Below are 15,427 nucleotides of genomic sequence, written 5' to 3'. Positions count from 1 at the left end.
ACCGCAACCGGGCCCTCACATTCCTCACAACCCAGAGTAACCAGTCAGCACGGAAGGTGACCTTCGCGCGGCCCTGGATCTTGAGCCTTAAGTGCATGCTCCGGCGGTGCTTGGGGACGGAGTCAAGGAAGCGGCTACCGGACACCGGGCCGCCGATCTGGGCCGCGGTTCTCAGCTCCGCGCGGTCCCGGCCTCACGACGGCAGGCGCTACCGAGGCCAGGACCAGCGCGAGCGCCGACAGCGTGGCCACCACGCCAGCCGGCGACGAAATAGGCGTCAGCCTCGGGCAACCTACGCCCTTGAGAACATCTCGCACTCCTCCCAGAGTGGTCTGGATTTGATTTCGGGCACGGCAGTAGCCCGCGCAAACTTGAGGCATACCCACACGACGAGGCGAAGCTGAACGCACCAAGATCTCCCGTGATCTTGGGTCGTCACCTGTCCAGGCAACGGCACTGTACTCCCAGCGGGGACGCGGATGCGATGGATAACGGCAGAATTTTCCGCTTCTGCGGCTGTAGCCGAGTGATACGACCGTATGCAGTAGATCTCTCACATCAGGTTGCCGGGCAGGCGTGCCAGGCGTCGGACGCCACGACCATCTGTCGGGAATCGTGTCGTTACTCCACGCTCTCAGTAGCCGCGCTGCGCGCACCGTCCAGTTACCAGTCAGGCACAGCACCCGAACATGGGGCCGGGTAGCCACCGGCCGAGCCCATTCCTCAGCTACGCGTGGTGGACGTCCAGTCCGCTGGGCGAGACGGGTGAGTAAGCTCCTGCTCCCCAGGGCCCCAGTGAGCCCGCCCAGTTACAGATCTTGAATGGTCGGGCTCTGGTTACGGGGGTTCCAGGTCGAGGGCCAAGTCTGTCTGGCCAAGGAAGCCGCCGATGAGGTCGGGTCGGTACTGGATGCGTTTGAGCAGAATCTTGATCGTGGTGGTGAGCCGGTCGACAGTGAGACGGGTTAGGTGGGCACATCGTCGCGTTAGCCGCGGGAGTCGTCACGCCAGCAACCACCCCTTGCAGCCTGTGGATAACCTACTGTCAGCCTGCTTCGGCCAGGTAGGGCGCGGCGGCCAGCAGACGGTCGAAGGTCTCGGGGTCGCAGACCACGTACCGACCGGCCTCGTGGTCCGCCAGCGCACGCTCGGCGGCCTGCGCCAGCCAGGCGGGCGGGTCCTCGTCGACGATCTCGATCTCGGGCAGGCGTGTGCCTTCGGGCTCGAGGCAAGCGGCGCCGCCTTGATCGATCATGGACATACCTCCACTTACCAGATCGCCGAATCCGGTACGTCTACCGCGTCGACGGTACCGCCGAGGGCTCCAGCCAGGCAGCATCCGTCCGCGTCTCGGCGCGGGACGGGTTGTCGCCACTCGTCAGAGCCGAGGAGCTCCGGATGATCTGGATCGTCCAGGGATCAGCAGCACACGAGCACGAGTAATACTCAGATCATCGGTATATGTTGATGGCGTGAGTATCGACGACATGCGGGAGCCGACCTTTTTGGTCCTCGCGGCGCTCGCCGACGGGGCCAAGCACGGATACGCGTTGATCCGGGAGGTCGGCGCCATCTCCGCTGGCCGGGTGACGCTACGGGCGGGCACGCTGTACGCCGCCCTCGACCGGCTGGCCGGGGAAGGGCTGGTGCGCCAGAGCGGCGAGGAGGTGGTCGGCGGTCGCCTCCGGCGCTACTACGACCTCACCGACGCGGGCGCCGAGGTGCTCGCCGCGCAGGCAGCCCGGCTGCGGGAGAACGCCGCCGAGGCCGACCGCCGGCTGCTGGCGCGGCGACGCACGGGGACGGCGCCGGCATGACCGCCTCGCGACTCGAGGTCGCCTACCGCCGGCTACTGGCGTGCTATCCACGTCGCTAGCGGCAGGAGCACGGCGATGAGCTCGTCGCCACCCTGCTGGATGTGGCCGACGCCGACGGACAGGCCAGGCCGAGCCCCGGTGACGTCGCGGACCTGGTCGCCCACGGCCTCGCCGCCCGGTTCGGCGCCTCGCTGGCTCTGGTGCCCTCGGCGGTGCGCCACCGGGTCGCGATCCTGGCGCTCGCGTCCGTGGCTGTGCTGTCGTCGGGCCTGTTCGTCGTGGCGGAGGTGTTGCCCGGGCCGTTGCCGGAGCTCGGCGGCTACACACACCCGGCACCGGTATGACCTTCGGCCCGTTCGTCACCGTGGGCGCCGCCATTTACCCGTTCCCGGTGGCCGCGTTCGTCGCCGCCTTGCTCGGCGCGCGACGCGCTGCCCGCGCGCTGCTGGGCCTGACGTGCCTCGCGGCGTGCGCCGCCGTGCTGGTCGCCAGGTGGACCGACGTCGAGCGGCCGCAGCTGTATCTGCTCGTCGCGCTGTGCCTGCTGGCCGCGGCGGACGGGATGGCAAGGGACGGGATGCCGGTCACGTTCCGCCGCCGGGACCTGCTCGCCGCGGCGGCGCCGCCCAGCCTGCTTCTCGCCGTGGCGGCGGCCTACAGCGGCTGGCTTTGCCATCGGGATGGTTACCACGCGTACTACAGCTCACCGCTGGTCGCCTATCGCGGCGCCTACGGGTTCCTCGACACCGTCGAGATGATCCTGCCGGCCGCCGTCGTCGGCGGCGTCGGCGTCGCGACGGTGGTCAGCGTGCGGCGACCCGGCTGGGCCTTCGCGATCTTCGTCGTCGGCATGACGTGGTCGTTGATGCCGATCGCCGCGTCGCTCCGCTACGACCGCTGGGGCTGGGAGAACAACTACGCGGGCGGCGGATTCATGTTCGTACTCGGCGTCATCGCGCTGGCCGCCGCGCTCGACCTGTCGCATGCCGCCGGGCTGCACGTTGTGCGGAGATCGCAGCGGCCGGCAAATGGTCGCGACATCTCGACGATGGAGTGAGGGAACCCTGCCGCATCACCGTCACCGACGCGCGGGTCAGGCGTAGAAGAGACAGAGAGCGCCGCTGCCCTGCACACCCGACGCCGGGACCCGCCAGGAGACAGACCTTGACCACCGGCTCCACCCTCGGACCTGGGACCCGCCTCGCCGCCCGCGTCATGCGCGCGGGTTTCACCCTCGTCGGCAGTCCGCCGAAGTCCCTGCGGTTCACCACCCAGACGGTCGCCGACCCCGGGACCGTCACCGTGCCCACCCGGCACGGCCCCGTCCGCTGCCTGCTCTACCGGCCCGTGAGCACCGGAGCGCTTCCACCCGTGCACGTGCAGCTGCATGGCGGCTCGTTCATCGTTCGCAGCCCCAAGCAGGACGACCACGTCTGCCGCTACCTCGCCTCCGACGTCGGCGCCGTGGTCCTCGCCCCCGACTACGACACCGCCCCCCGAGGTCGCCTACCCCGTCGCCGAGCACCAGGCCTACGACGTCGCAGCCTGGGCCCATGCCCACGCAGCCAAGCAGGGCTGGGACGGCGGGCGGTTGTCCGTCGGTGGCTACAGCGCCGGCGCGAAGCTCGCGATCAACGTCGTCCAGCAGGCCCGCGATCCTGCCGGTCGCGCTGGCCGTCGGGTACGGCGTCATCGACGTCGGCCTCGACCCGCACGCCCGTACCTCGCCGAAGAAGCGCCCCATCATTCGCCCATGGCTGCTGCGGCTCGTGCAGAACGCCTACTTCCCCGACCCGGCCTCCCGCGCCGAGCCCCTCGCCTCCCCCGCGTTCGATCCGGACCTCGCCGGCTTCCCGCCGACCCTGGTCACCACCGGCGGGCTCAACTCCCTCGAGGCCGACGGCCGGATCTTCGCCGGGAAGCTCCGCGCCGCCGGGGCCGACGTCACCTACCGCTGCTTCCCCGACGCCGACCACAGCTACACCCACCGCCCGCCCGTCGAGACAGCCCGCGAGGCGATCACCGGACTCGGCGACCACCTCACCCGCGCCTACGCCGCCGGGCGCGGGTCAGCCGGCGGTGGGGGGCGGCGGTCGCCGCGCTCGCGGACGCGGACGGAGATGGCGATGGGTGAGCCGGCGAAGCCGAAGTCCTCGCGCAGGCGGCGTTCCAGGAAGCGGCGGTAGGCCGGCTCCAGGAAGCCGGTGGTGAACACCACGAACCGCGGGGGGCGCACGCCCGCCTGGGTGGCGAACAGGATCTTCGGCACCTTGCCGCCACGCGGGGGCGGCGGGGTGGCGCCGACGACCTCGCCAAGCCAGGCGTTGAGCCGGCCGGTCGGGATCCGGGTGCCCCAGGATTCCAGCGCCGTGCGCAGCGCCGGGGCCAGCCGGTCGGTGGCGCGGCCGGTGCGGGCCGAGACGTTCACCCGCGGGGCCCAGGCGATCCGGCCGAGGTCGCGGTCGATCTCCCGCTCGAGGGTGTACCGGCGGTCCTCGTCGACGAGGTCCCACTTGTTGAAGGCGAGCACGAGCGCCCGGCCCGCCTCGATCACCATGGTGATGACCCGCTGGTCCTGCTCGGTGAGCGGCTCGTCCGCGGCGAGCAGGACGATGGCGACCTCCGCGGCCTCCAACGCCGAGGCGGTGCGCAGCGACGAGTAGTACTCGGCGCCGGACGCCTCGCGGATCCGCCGGCGCAGGCCGGCGGTGTCGATGAACATCCACTCTTCGCCGCCGACGGTGACCAGCTCGTCCACCGGGTCGCGGGTGGTACCGGCCACGTCGTGCACGAGCGACCGACGGCTGCCGGCGATCTTGTTGAGCAGGCTGGACTTGCCGACGTTGGGGCGGCCGATCAGCGCGACCCGGCGCGGCCCGCCGGTCTCGGTGAAGACCTCGCGGGGGGCCTCGGGCAGCACGGCGAGCACGGCGTCGAGCAGGTCACCGCTGCCGCGGCCGTGCAGCGCCGAGACGGGGTGGGGCTCGCCGAGCCCGAGTCCCCACAGGGCGGCGGCGTCGGACTCGAACCGGTTGTCGTCGACCTTGTTCGCGACGAGGATCACCGGCAGCCCGCTGCGGTGCAGCACCCGGGCGACGGCCTCGTCGGCGTCGGTGGCCCCGGTCATCACGTCGACGATGAACAGCACCGCGTCGGCGGTGTCGAGCGCCGCGGCCGCCTGCTCGGAGACCTGCGCAGCGAGCCCGGAGGCGTCGGGCTCCCACCCGCCGGTGTCGACGAGGGTGAACCGGCGCCCGTTCCACACCGCGTCGTAGGCGATGCGGTCGCGGGTCACCCCGGGCACGTCCTCGACGACCGCGGCGCGGCGGCCGAGGATCCGGTTGACCAGCGTCGACTTGCCCACGTTGGGCCGGCCGACGACGGCCACGACCGGCTGGCCGGTGACCGGACCCAGCTCCCCGTCGCCGAGGTCGCCGTCCCGAAGGTCGCCGTCCCTGAAGTCGCCGCCGGATGCCGCCTCGGCGCCGTCCATCGCTGCGTCCTGTCTGCTCATCACTGCCACACCTGTCGTCGGGACCGGTGATCTACGATGATCACGCGGCGGATTCGCCCGGGGAGGCGCGGGCGGTCTCGAGATGCTCGAGCAGCCGCACCCGGATGTCCTCGGCGACCGCGGCGAGCGCCCGGCGCGAGCGCGGGTTGGCCGGCACGTCGACCTCGAACGGCTTGCCGAAGACCACCCTGACCTGCACCGAGCGGCGCGGCCAGCGCGCGCCCTTGGGCAGGGCGTCGCCGGTGTTGATACAGGCTACGGGGAGCACCCGGCAGCGGCCGTGGACGGCGAGGTAGGCGATGCCGTGCTGGACCGCGGCCATCTCCCCGCTGCCCCGGGTGCCCTCCGGGAAGACCCCGATCGCGCCGCCGCGGGACAGCTCGTCGAGCGCGGTGTGCAGGGCCTCGCGGTCGGGGCGGCCCCGGTCGATCGGGATCTGCCCGCTGATCAGCAGCAGACAGCCGACGATCCGGATGTACATCTCCGACTTCACCAGGCAGCGCACGGTGCGCGGCGACTCGATGACCACCAGCGGGCCGTCCAGCCAGCTACTGTGGTTGCCCGCGAAGATCAGCGGCTCGTCCAGGGGGACGTGCTCGAGTCCCTCCAGGGTCACCCGCATGATCAACCTGTTGATGATCTGCCGCACCCCGGGCTTGAGCACCCGGTGCGGCAGGTCGTTGTAGACCGGTGAGGCGGCGCCCCGATGCAACAGCCCCGTCCCGGACGCCGGCCGGGCCGTCTCGGGGACTGGCCGGGTGGTCGTCTCGTCGGCGGCTGGTTCGGGGGCGGTCACGTCGCCACGTTCGACGACTGCCCGCAGCGCCGCAGGACCTCGTCGACCACCTCGGGGACGGACAGGGCCGTCGAGTCCAGCACGATCGCCCCCTCGGGGATGGCCAGCGGGTCGGCGGCGCGGCTCGAGTCGAGCGCGTCGCGCCGGTCCAGCTCGGCCAGCGTCCGCGCGACGTCGTCGACGCCCTTCTCCCCGAGCTGGCGCGACCGGCGCAGTGCCCGGACCTCCGTCGACGCGGTGAGGAACACCTTGATCTGCGCGTCCGGCGCGACGACGGAACCGATGTCGCGGCCCTCCACGACGATGCCGTCGGGCCGGGTGGCGGCGATCACCTGGCGCTGCTGGGCGACGAGGAGGGCCCGGACCGCGGGCACCGCGGCGATGGCGCTGACCGCGTTGGTGACCGCCCTGGTGCGGATCTCGGCGTCCACGCTGACCCCGTCGACGGCGATCGAGGGCCGGTCCGGGTCGGTGCCGATGGTGAGCACGGCCCGCTCGGCGAGTTCCGCGACCGCCTGCGGATCCTCGATGTCGATGCGACGCTCCAGCGCAAGCTGGGTGACCGCGCGGTACATCGCCCCGGTGTCGAGGTAGCGAAGCCCGAGGCGCCGCGCGAGCTCGCGGGCCACCGTGCTCTTTCCCGATCCGCCGGGGCCGTCGACCGCCACGATCATCGGCTCGGCCGGGCCGTCGGCGAGCGTGGGCGCACCCCCCTTGGACCCGAGCGGCGCGGACGTTCCGTTCACCCCGTCCGCCCCGTCGGCGGTGCTCCCGCCCTCCGACAGCGCAGACCCGTGGTCGGGCTTCACCCGATTCCTCCGTCCCGGACACATGAGAGTCGTCGGGTCGCGCCCCGCGGACCCCTTGCCGCGTCACGTTCGCCCCGGCCCTCGGCACCGCGGGGCGGTAGCCGGACCGCCGGCCGCGGTCACCAGACGATGATCGTCAGACGACTCCCGGCACGCGGACCGGGCCGAAGGGCGGGCCGGTGGCGTCAACCCGTCGGGTCGCGCCGCGGCGGGAACCGTCGCGGGCAACCCGGATCAGGCTACTCGGTACCGCATCACGATCGTCGGTATGCCGTCCATCCGGTGCTTGTGAGCCGGTCGACGAGACTGTCCGCGACCGCCGGATCGACGGCGAGTTCGACGATGCCGGCCGGTGCGTCCAGGCTGTGCTCGAACGGGCCGACGTCCTCGATGTTGATGTCCCAGGTGCTGATGAGGCCGACGATCGCGGCGAGCTGCCCCGGCCGGTCATCGAGCACGACACCGACCCAGCCCCAGGACCGCGCCGTGGCGCCGGCCTTCCGCGGCAGCAGCGCACGGCCCGCATGCCCGTCCCGCATGAGCCGGATGACCGCCGCGGTGACATCGTCGGCGTCGTCGAGGACGTCGGCCAGGACGGTGAGCCGGGAGCCGAGTGCGCGCATCCGCGCCGCGATCGGCCCGCGGTTGCCCTCGACGATCCCCGCCCACAGCTCGGCGTCGCTGTCGGCGAGCCGGGTGGTGTCGCGGAACCCCTGACCGGCGAGCGGAACCTCCCGGGGCGACAGCCCCACCAGCACCCCGGCGAGCGCGCTCGCGACGAGCTGGGGCACGTGCGAGACGGTCGCCATCGCCTCGTCGTGGCGCTGCGGCGTGGTCCGCACCGGGGTGGCGCCGCAGGCCAGGGCCAGCGCCACGGTGGCGTGCAGGGCCGCGGCACCGGTGTGCGGGACCGGGCAGACGGCCCACACCCGCTCGGCGAACAGGTCGGCGCGCGCCGAGACCGCGCCATGGCGCTCCCGCCCGGCGATGGGATGCGCCGGGCACCAGGTCGACAGGTCGCAGCCGAGCTGGACGCCCTCGACCAGCGGGCGGACCTTGACGCTGCCGGCGTCGCTGACCGTGTCGGCGAGCCCACCGCGGGCCAGCGCGCGGACCTCGCCCGGGATCGTCGCCAGCGGGGTGGCGACGACGGCGTGCTCGACCCGCTCCCCCGCCGCCCAGGGCTGCCCCGCGCCCATCTTCGCGGCGATGGCGACCTGGGCCTCGTCGGCGTCGCGGAGCAGGACCTCCACGCCCTGCGCGGACAGCGCCAGCCCAATGCTGGTGCCGATGAGACCCGTGCCGACCACACCGACCCGACGCAACCGCGGCAGCAGGGCTGCATCCCAGCCCGATCCGACCATGAGCCGACAGCCTATGGCGACATCTTTCGACCCACTCACCGTGCTCTGGCCTGTGGCGCTACTCGGCGCCGAGAGGATGGTGGACGGCTACCTGGCGTGACGAGAACGATTCGGACTCGCTCGCCTACAGGCCGACGTTGCGGTAGAGGGCGCCGACCTCGCCGCGAGTGAGGTGGCGGGCCCGGCCGGAACGCAGGGTGCCGAGATACACCGCGCCGTGCCGGGTGCGGACCAGCCGATGCACCGGGTAGCCGATGGTCTCCATCATCCGGCGGACGATGCGCTTGCGGCCCTCGTGCACGACGATCTCCAGCATCACCCGGCCGTTCGCCTGATCGACGATCTGCACCGAGTCCGCCCGAGCCAGCCCGTCCTCGAGCTCGACGCCGGCGCGCAGCGTGCGCGGCACCTCGCGGCGCAGCGGTCCGGAGACCTCGACCAGGTAGGACTTGGGCACCTCGTAGGAGGGATGGGTCAGCCGGTGGGCGAGCTCGCCGTTGTTGGTGACCAGCAGCAGCCCCTCGCTGTCGCCGTCGAGGCGGCCGACGTGGAACAGGCCGCCTCCGCCGCCGAACTCGGTGAGCAGGTCGGCGATGGTGGACCGGCCGCGGTCATCGGACATGGCCGACAGCACCCCGCGCGGCTTGTTCAGCGCCAGATGCACCAGGCCGGTGCGGGTGACGATCCGATCGCCGTCGACCTCGATGATCGCGGTCTCCGGGTTGACGCGGCGGCCCTGCTCGCGCACGACGAAACCGTCCACGCTGACCCGGCCCTCGGCGATGAGCTCCTCACCACGCCGGCGGGAACCGATGCCGGCCGAGGCGAGCACCTTTTGCAGCCGGATGCCCTCGTCCGCGGCGGACGCCGGATCCCGCGGCGCCCGGGCGGGGCGCTCCTCCCGAGGCGGCCCCGCCTCCCGGGCCGGCCGAGCCTCACCACGAGCAGGTCGAGCGTCCCAGCTGGGCCGAGCCTCCCCACGGGCCACCGGACGACCCTCCCCACGAGCCGGACGAGCGTCCCAGGTGGGACGGCCCTCCCCACGGGCCACCGGACGGCCCTCCCCACGAACGGGACGAGCCTCCCCACGAGCCACCGGACGACCCTCCCCACGGGCCGGGCGGACCTCCCCGCGGGCAGGCCGAGCCTCCCGGGAAGGGCGGGCTTCCCCTCGGGCGGGGCGGACCTCCCGGGTGGGGCGGCCGTCCGCAGGTGGACGGCCGTCCCGGCGGGCGCGGGCGTCGCGCGGCGCGCGGGGGCGGTCAGCAGCAGCGTTCATGAGGCAACGATGTCATCCAGATCGTCGAGTCCAGGCAGCAGGGGGGCCAGGGGCGGGAGCTCGTCGAGCCCGCGCAGGCCCATCCGTTCGAGGAAGTAGTCGGTGGTTGCATACAGGATGGCACCGGTTTCGGGATCGTGCCCGATCTCCTCAACGAGCCGGCGGGCGGTGAGGGTACGGATGACGCCGTCGGCGGAGACGCCGCGCACCGCGGCGATCCGCCCGCGGCTGACCGGTTGCTGGTAGGCGACCACGGCGAGGGTCTCCAGCGCCGCCTGGGACAGCCGGGCGGACTGGCCGGCGAGCACGAAGCCCTCCGCCCAGGGGGCACACTCGTCGGCGGTGTAGAACCGCCAGCCGGCACCGACGTGGCGCAGCCGGAAGCCGCGGCCGTCGCGGACGTATCCCTCGGCGAGCTCGGGGAGCAGCCGTTCGATCTCGCGGGCCGAGGCGCCGAGCCCGGTGGCGAGCTCCGCGACGCCGACCGGCCGCTCCGCGACCATGAGCACCGCCTCCAGCAGCGCCGCCAGCGGTGGGCGGTCCGCGGCGTCGACCCGGGGCGGCGTCCTCGCCGTGCCCGCAGCCGCCGTACCCCCACCCCCCGTACCCGCAGCCGCCGCGACCGCCGGCGGGCCGGCCGTGTCCGCATCCGACGGTTCGGTCACGATGCCACCTCCTGCGGTTCGTCGTCGGCCGGACCCTCTTCGTACAGCCCCCGGCCGATGGCGAGCAGGTCGCCGTCCGCGGCGGGGTCGGCGGCGATCCAGCGCACTGTCAGCTCCCCGAGCGGGATCTCCTGGTCGAAGGAGATCCGGCCTTCGCGGAACAGCTCCAGCAGGGCCAGGAACCTGGCAACGACCTCGATGGTCTGCTGGCAGCCCGCGCACAGCGTGCGGAAGTCCGCGGCGCCGAGCTCCCGCAGCATCATGATGATGGCGAGCATGTGCTCCCGGACGCTGATCCGAGGCAGATGCACATGGTCGGTGGCGACCAGCGGCGGCAGCGGCGGCTCACGCAGCCGCGCGGCCAGCGCCGCGAGCTCCGTGGGGCCGATGCCGATCTGCACCTCGGGCAGGGCGGCGGCGTAGCGGGGCTCCAGTGGCACGGCCCGGGGCACGTGCCGGGCCTCCAGCGCCATCAGCCCGGCGAACAGCGCCGACGCCTCCTTGTACGCCTTGTACTGCAGCAACCGGGCGAAAAGCAGGTCGCGGGCCTCGAGCAGGGCGAGGTCCTCGGCTTCGTCCTCGGACAGCGCGCCGGGCAGGAGCCGGGCGGCCTTGAGGTCGAGCAGGGTCGCCGCGATCACCAGGAACTCGGTGGCCTGGCCGAGGTCGAACCGGTCTCCCAGCCGGCGGAGGTGGGCGACGAACTCGTCGGTGACCTGGGACAGCGCGACCTCGGTCACGTCGAGGCGGTGCTTGGCGATGAGCGAGAGCAGCAGGTCGAACGGGCCGGTGAAGTTGGCGAGCTCGACGACGAAGGGCTCGGGCCGCCCGCCGCGGGCGGTCGGCGTCACCGGCGGCTCGGCACCAGCCGCACCGGCAGCGCCATCGACACCGGCATCGACACCGCCATCGGCATCGGCGCGGGACCCGTTCATGACGTCACGTTACGCCCAGGTCGTCGGTCATGATCTCGCCGTCAGGCCAGGTTGAGGCCGATCAGGGCGGCGAGCCCGCGCAGCAGCGGGCCGATGAGCTGGCCGACGACCGACGGGAACCCGACGAACAGCACCGGCAGCAGCAGCAGTGCCAGCAGGATGACGAGGCCGATGTTGCCGTCGGTGAGCCGGTGGTGGACGTTGCGCCAGCCCTGGGAGGTCCCGCCGAGCAGGAACACCAGCCGCCCGGCGTCCGTCGGCGGGACCGGGATGAGGCTGACGATGAACATCGAGCCGAAGGTGATCGCCAGCCACAGGGTGAGCTCGGCGGCGAAACTGTCCGGCACGGTCACCTCGGTCACCCGGTCGCCGAGGAAGACCCGCGCCGGGTCGCCGACCACCTGGAACAGCGCGAGCGAACCGAGGGCGAGCAGCAGGTAGGCCAGCGGACCCGCGAGCACCGCGACCGCGACATGGAAGCGCCGCCGCCGCCACACGTCGTTCATCGGCACCGACTCGGCCCAGCCGTGGCCGACGATGAACACGGCGAGCCCGCTGAAGGGGCTGAGCCTGTCCTTGACCCCGGTGGTCAGCCGGCCGCTGCGCAGCGGGGTGGGGTCACGGACCACACGCGCGGTGAGGACCTGGGCGGCGTCGTGCGCGAACACCCCGATCAGGAACGCGACGACGATCCCGAGCAGCGCAGCCGGCTCGGCGAGATGGAAAAGCACGTCGCTACCTTTTCGCCCCGATCACGAAAAAACCAGGATTCAGCCGACGAGCGGGGGCGTGTTGTGCCGAACCATCACCTCGCGGGCCAGCCGCCGGTAGCCGGCGGCACCGACCGAGGTCGGCGCGTACGTCGTGATCGGCTCGCCGGCCACGGTCGTCTCCGGGAAGCGGACCGTGCGGTTGATCACCGTGTGGAACACCTCGGCGGGGAACCGCTCGACGACGCGGGCCAGCACCTCGCGGGCGTGCAGCGTGCGGGCGTCGTACATGGTGGCCAGGATGCCGGCGAGCTCGAGGCGCGAGTTGAGCCGCTCGCGCACCTTGTCGATGGTCTGCAGCAGCAGCGCGACGCCGCGCAACGCGAAGTATTCGCATTCCAGCGGGACGATGACGGCGTCCGCCGCGGTCAGCGCGTTCACGGTCAGCAGGCCGAGCGAGGGCTGGCAGTCGACGAGGATGACGTCGTAGTCGTCGAGGATGGGGGCGAGCGCGCGGGCGAGGCTGTGTTCGCGGCCGACCTCGGTGACCAGCAGCACCTCGGCGGCGGACAGGTCGATGTTGCTCGGCAGCAGGTCCAGACTGTCGACCTGGGTCTCGACGATGACGTCGCGGACGTCGGCGTCCCCGCCAAGCAGTAGGTCATGCACGGTCAGGTCGAACTGCATCGGGTTGATGCCGAGGCCGACCGACAGCGCACCCTGCGGATCGAAGTCGACCAGCAGGACGCGGCGGCCGTATTCGGCGAGGGCGGCGCCGAGGTTGATCGTGCTGGTGGTCTTGCCGACGCCGCCCTTCTGGTTGCACATGGCCACGATCCAGGCGGGGCCGTGGGCGGTCAGCGAGACGGGGACGGGGAACGACGGCAGCGGCCGGCCGGTGGGGCCGGGCTGGCCCACCCCCTCGTCGACGCTCCCGCCGCCGGCTTCGAGCCGCCCGTCTTCTGACAACTTGGGTTCACCGACCGTCACCTCGCCGTAGGCGCGGCGGGTCGGAGAATCGACGGAGGGAGCATCGGCAAATCGGACCACGGAGGGGTTGCTCCTTCTACAAAGAGCAGAAACGGACCGGTAGGAGCGTACCGACACTCACCCGTTCTCGGCGGCGCTGGGTGGCCGTAAAGCAGCGTGTCGCGCCATCGGGAGCGGTGCGCGTTGGACGGGTCACGCCCACAGGGGTACGAAATCATGCGCCAGGGGGCACCGATGCGGTTCGGTCAGGCTTGCATCGCGACGGATGCGGCCGTGAGCGTGCTCGGCGGGTCGACGGCGATGAGGCGTTTTTCCAAGCGAAGGGAGCCCTCCTGGTGGAAGCGGTGGTGGCCCGGCACAAGGGCGCGCCGGTCAGCCTGGAGCGGATCATCGTCCCCGACCCGGGGCCGGGCGAGGCCCGCGTGCGGGTGCGCGCCTGCGGCGTCTGTCACACCGATCTGCATTACCGCGAGGGCGCGATCAACGACGACTACCCGTTCCTGCTGGGCCACGAGGCCGCCGGCACGGTCGAGTCGGTCGGCGAGGGCATGACGGGCCTGGCCCCCGGGGACTACGTGGTGCTGGCCTGGCGGGCGCCGTGCGGCACCTGTCGGGCCTGCCGGCGCGGGATGGCCTGGTACTGCTTCGACTCCCGCAACGCCGCCCAGCCGATGACGTTGGAGGACGGCACGCCGCTCGCACCGGCGCTGGGCATCGGGGCGTTCACGCCGCTCACCCTGGTCGTCGCGGGCCAGTGCGTGCCCGTGGACCCGGCGGCGCGGCCGGAGGCGGCCGGCCTGATCGGCTGCGGGGTGATGGCCGGCTTCGGCGCGGCGGTGAACACCGGGCGGGTCACCCGCGGGGAGACGGTGGCGGTCATCGGCTGCGGGGGCGTCGGCAACGCGGCGATCGCCGGCGCCCGCAAGATCATCGCGGTGGACGTCGACGAGCGCAAGCTGACCTGGGCCCGCCACTTTGGAGCCACCGACACCGTGGACGCCCGCTCGGCCGACCCCGTGCAGGCGGTCCGCGACCTCACCGACGGCTTCGGCGCCGACGTCGTCATCGAGGCGGTGGGCCGCCCCGAGACCTACCGGCAGGCGTTCGATGCCCGCGACCTGGCCGGGCGGCTGGTCCTGGTGGGGGTGCCGGACCCGACGATGACCGTGGAGCTACCGCTCGCGGAGGTCTTCGGCCGCGGCGGCCACCTGTCGTCGTCCTGGTACGGCGACTGCCTGCCGAGCCGTGACTTCCCGATCCTCATCGACCTGTACCGCCGCGGCCGCCTCGACCTCGACGCCTCCGTCACCGAGACCGTCGGGATCGGCGACGTCGAGGAGGCGTTCGCGCGGATGCGCCGCGGCGACGTGCTGCGCAGCGTCGTCGTCCTCTGACCGCCCCGCGTCCCCTGAGGGCCCCGCGTCACCCGACCGCCGCGCGTCACCTGACGGCGTCGCGGTGACCGCGGGGTGACCCGAGTCCCGGAAGCGCCCGATACGGTCGACGCGTCGGGGACCGCCGCCGGGCCGGCGGCACCCCGCCGCACAGCGGGCGGACCATCCGGGTTTCCGACCCGATCGGGAGTTCCGGAACCAGAGGAGCGGGCGCGATGACCGGCAATGCGGGGCTTCGAGTGGACCGCGTGATCACCCGCGGTGACTTCACTCTGGACGGCCAGACGTTCACCGTCGACAACAACGTCTGGCTGGTCGGTAACGACCAGGAAGTCCTGATCATCGATGCCGCGCACGACCCGTCGGTGATCGCGGCGGCGGTCGGCGCCCGCGTCGTGACCTCGATCATCGCCACCCACGGACACAACGACCACATCAACGCGGCGACGGAACTCGCCGACCTGGTACGGGCACCGATCGCGCTGCACCCGGCCGACGTGATGCTGTGGCGGACGATCTACCCCCACCGCGCACCCGATCGATCCCTCGCCGACGGGCAGCTCGTCGGGCTGCCCGTCGGCGAGTCGCTGCGGGTGCTGCACACCCCGGGGCACTCCCCCGGCGGGATCTGCCTGTTCGGCGAGGTGAACGCCGAACCCGTGCTGTTCAGCGGCGACACCCTGTTTCGCGGCGGACCGGGGGCCACCGGGCGGTCCTACTCGGACTTCCCGACGATCCTCGCCTCGATCCGCGCGAAGCTGCTCACCCTGCCGGCGAACACCGTCGTGCACACCGGGCACGGCGACGACACGACCATCGGCGAGGAAAGCGTCGACTACGACGACTGGGTCCAGCGGGGCCGCTGACGGGCGCCGCAGGGCCGGGCCGGCCGCAACGCCATAGAGCGGTCACAGCCGCCCAGCCGTGTGCCGGTTGTGGCGGTTGTGGCGGTTGCGGTAGTCGTGGTAGTTGTGGTAGTTGTGGTAGTTGTGGTAGTCGCCGCGAGTGTGCCTCGTCGCCCACATCGGTGCGGCGGCGGCGACCAGGGCGAGCGCGACACCGACCTGCAGAACGTGCCGGATCCAGTCGACGCCGCCGGTGTGGCGCACCCCAGGGCCGCGCGAAGGTCACTTTCCGTGCTGACTGGTTACTCT

General features: G+C 72.4%; 16 protein-coding genes and 2 pseudogenes. 7 read left to right on the top strand and 11 right to left on the bottom strand.

Features of this window, described 5'->3' with window-relative positions; all coding sequences use genetic code 11:
- Positions 1–1,045: 1,045 nt before the first annotated feature.
- Positions 1,046–1,255, bottom strand: a complete 210-nt coding sequence (locus tag G6R25_RS13095; protein WP_163553190.1) for a hypothetical protein — start codon at positions 1,253–1,255, stop codon at positions 1,046–1,048.
- Between the two features lie 217 nt (positions 1,256–1,472).
- Between G6R25_RS13095 and G6R25_RS13090 the strand changes: the two genes are divergently transcribed.
- From G6R25_RS13090 to G6R25_RS30470, 5 genes and pseudogenes are all read left to right on the top strand, one after another.
- A complete protein-coding gene (locus G6R25_RS13090) occupies positions 1,473–1,817 on the top strand; it encodes a PadR family transcriptional regulator (protein ID WP_136449126.1) in 345 nt (114 codons plus the stop codon).
- A 101-nt stretch (positions 1,818–1,918) separates the two neighbouring features.
- A complete protein-coding gene (locus G6R25_RS27015; RefSeq protein WP_235948268.1) occupies positions 1,919–2,161 on the top strand; it encodes a hypothetical protein in 243 nt (80 codons plus the stop codon).
- A complete protein-coding gene (locus tag G6R25_RS13085) occupies positions 2,158–2,874 on the top strand; it encodes a hypothetical protein (RefSeq protein ID WP_235948266.1) in 717 nt (238 codons plus the stop codon). Before G6R25_RS27015 ends, G6R25_RS13085 begins: the two co-directional genes overlap by 4 nt.
- 158 nt (positions 2,875–3,032) lie before the next feature.
- Positions 3,033–3,317, top strand: a pseudogene (locus G6R25_RS30475) (alpha/beta hydrolase fold domain-containing protein); the annotation flags it as partial.
- Positions 3,205–3,742, top strand: a pseudogene (locus tag G6R25_RS30470) (alpha/beta hydrolase fold domain-containing protein); the annotation flags it as partial. The pseudogenes G6R25_RS30475 and G6R25_RS30470, both read left to right, overlap by 113 nt.
- A 125-nt stretch (positions 3,743–3,867) precedes the next feature.
- Here the strand turns inward: G6R25_RS30470 and der are convergent.
- The 9 genes from der to G6R25_RS13030 form a co-directional block, all read right to left on the bottom strand.
- On the bottom strand, positions 3,868–5,331 hold the full coding sequence (der, locus tag G6R25_RS13070; protein WP_163553188.1) for a ribosome biogenesis GTPase Der: 1,464 nt from the start codon (positions 5,329–5,331) through the stop codon (positions 3,868–3,870).
- A gap of 40 nt (positions 5,332–5,371) precedes the next feature.
- Entirely contained in the window at positions 5,372–6,127 is a 756-nt protein-coding gene (locus G6R25_RS13065) for a lysophospholipid acyltransferase family protein (RefSeq protein ID WP_235826122.1), read from the bottom strand.
- Entirely contained in the window at positions 6,124–6,936 is an 813-nt protein-coding gene (gene cmk / locus G6R25_RS13060; RefSeq protein ID WP_163553187.1) for a (d)CMP kinase, read from the bottom strand. The genes G6R25_RS13065 and cmk overlap by 4 nt, the downstream gene beginning before the upstream one ends.
- Before the next feature lie 254 nt (positions 6,937–7,190).
- Positions 7,191–8,300: a prephenate dehydrogenase gene (locus tag G6R25_RS13055; protein ID WP_163553186.1), complete on the bottom strand. Its 1,110-nt coding sequence runs from the start codon at positions 8,298–8,300 to the stop codon at positions 7,191–7,193.
- 124 nt (positions 8,301–8,424) lie between these two features.
- Complete coding sequence (locus G6R25_RS13050; RefSeq protein WP_163553193.1) at positions 8,425–9,147, bottom strand: pseudouridine synthase; 723 nt, start codon at positions 9,145–9,147, stop codon at positions 8,425–8,427.
- Positions 9,148–9,575: 428 nt separating this feature from the next.
- A complete protein-coding gene (gene scpB / locus G6R25_RS13045) occupies positions 9,576–10,244 on the bottom strand; it encodes an SMC-Scp complex subunit ScpB (protein WP_419469355.1) in 669 nt (222 codons plus the stop codon).
- Positions 10,241–11,179 (bottom strand): segregation and condensation protein A, encoded by a 939-nt coding sequence (locus tag G6R25_RS13040; RefSeq protein ID WP_163553185.1) that lies wholly within the window; start codon positions 11,177–11,179, stop codon positions 10,241–10,243. The genes scpB and G6R25_RS13040 overlap by 4 nt, the downstream gene beginning before the upstream one ends.
- Before the next feature lie 41 nt (positions 11,180–11,220).
- Complete coding sequence (locus G6R25_RS13035; protein ID WP_163553184.1) at positions 11,221–11,910, bottom strand: zinc metalloprotease; 690 nt, start codon at positions 11,908–11,910, stop codon at positions 11,221–11,223.
- 39 nt (positions 11,911–11,949) lie between these two features.
- A complete protein-coding gene (locus G6R25_RS13030) occupies positions 11,950–12,939 on the bottom strand; it encodes an AAA family ATPase (RefSeq protein ID WP_163553183.1) in 990 nt (329 codons plus the stop codon).
- Between the two features lie 275 nt (positions 12,940–13,214).
- On the opposite strand from G6R25_RS13030, the gene G6R25_RS13025 reads away from it, so the two are divergent.
- Complete coding sequence (locus G6R25_RS13025; RefSeq protein WP_235948263.1) at positions 13,215–14,273, top strand: S-(hydroxymethyl)mycothiol dehydrogenase; 1,059 nt, start codon at positions 13,215–13,217, stop codon at positions 14,271–14,273.
- A gap of 215 nt (positions 14,274–14,488) precedes the next feature.
- Positions 14,489–15,139 (top strand): MBL fold metallo-hydrolase, encoded by a 651-nt coding sequence (locus G6R25_RS13020; protein ID WP_163553182.1) that lies wholly within the window; start codon positions 14,489–14,491, stop codon positions 15,137–15,139.
- 42 nt (positions 15,140–15,181) lie between these two features.
- Here G6R25_RS13020 and G6R25_RS27010 read toward each other — a convergent pair whose 3' ends face one another.
- Positions 15,182–15,382 carry a hypothetical protein gene (locus G6R25_RS27010; protein ID WP_473246896.1) on the bottom strand — a complete coding sequence of 67 codons (201 nt, stop codon included), beginning with the start codon at positions 15,380–15,382 and terminating at the stop codon, positions 15,182–15,184.
- Positions 15,383–15,427: the final 45 nt, after the last annotated feature.

Origin of the sequence: Candidatus Frankia alpina (assembly GCF_902806485.1) — a bacterium.
Classification (GTDB): Bacteria; Actinomycetota; Actinomycetes; order Frankiales; family Frankiaceae; genus Frankia; species Frankia alpina.
This window is presented reverse-complemented; position numbering and strand designations above follow the sequence as displayed.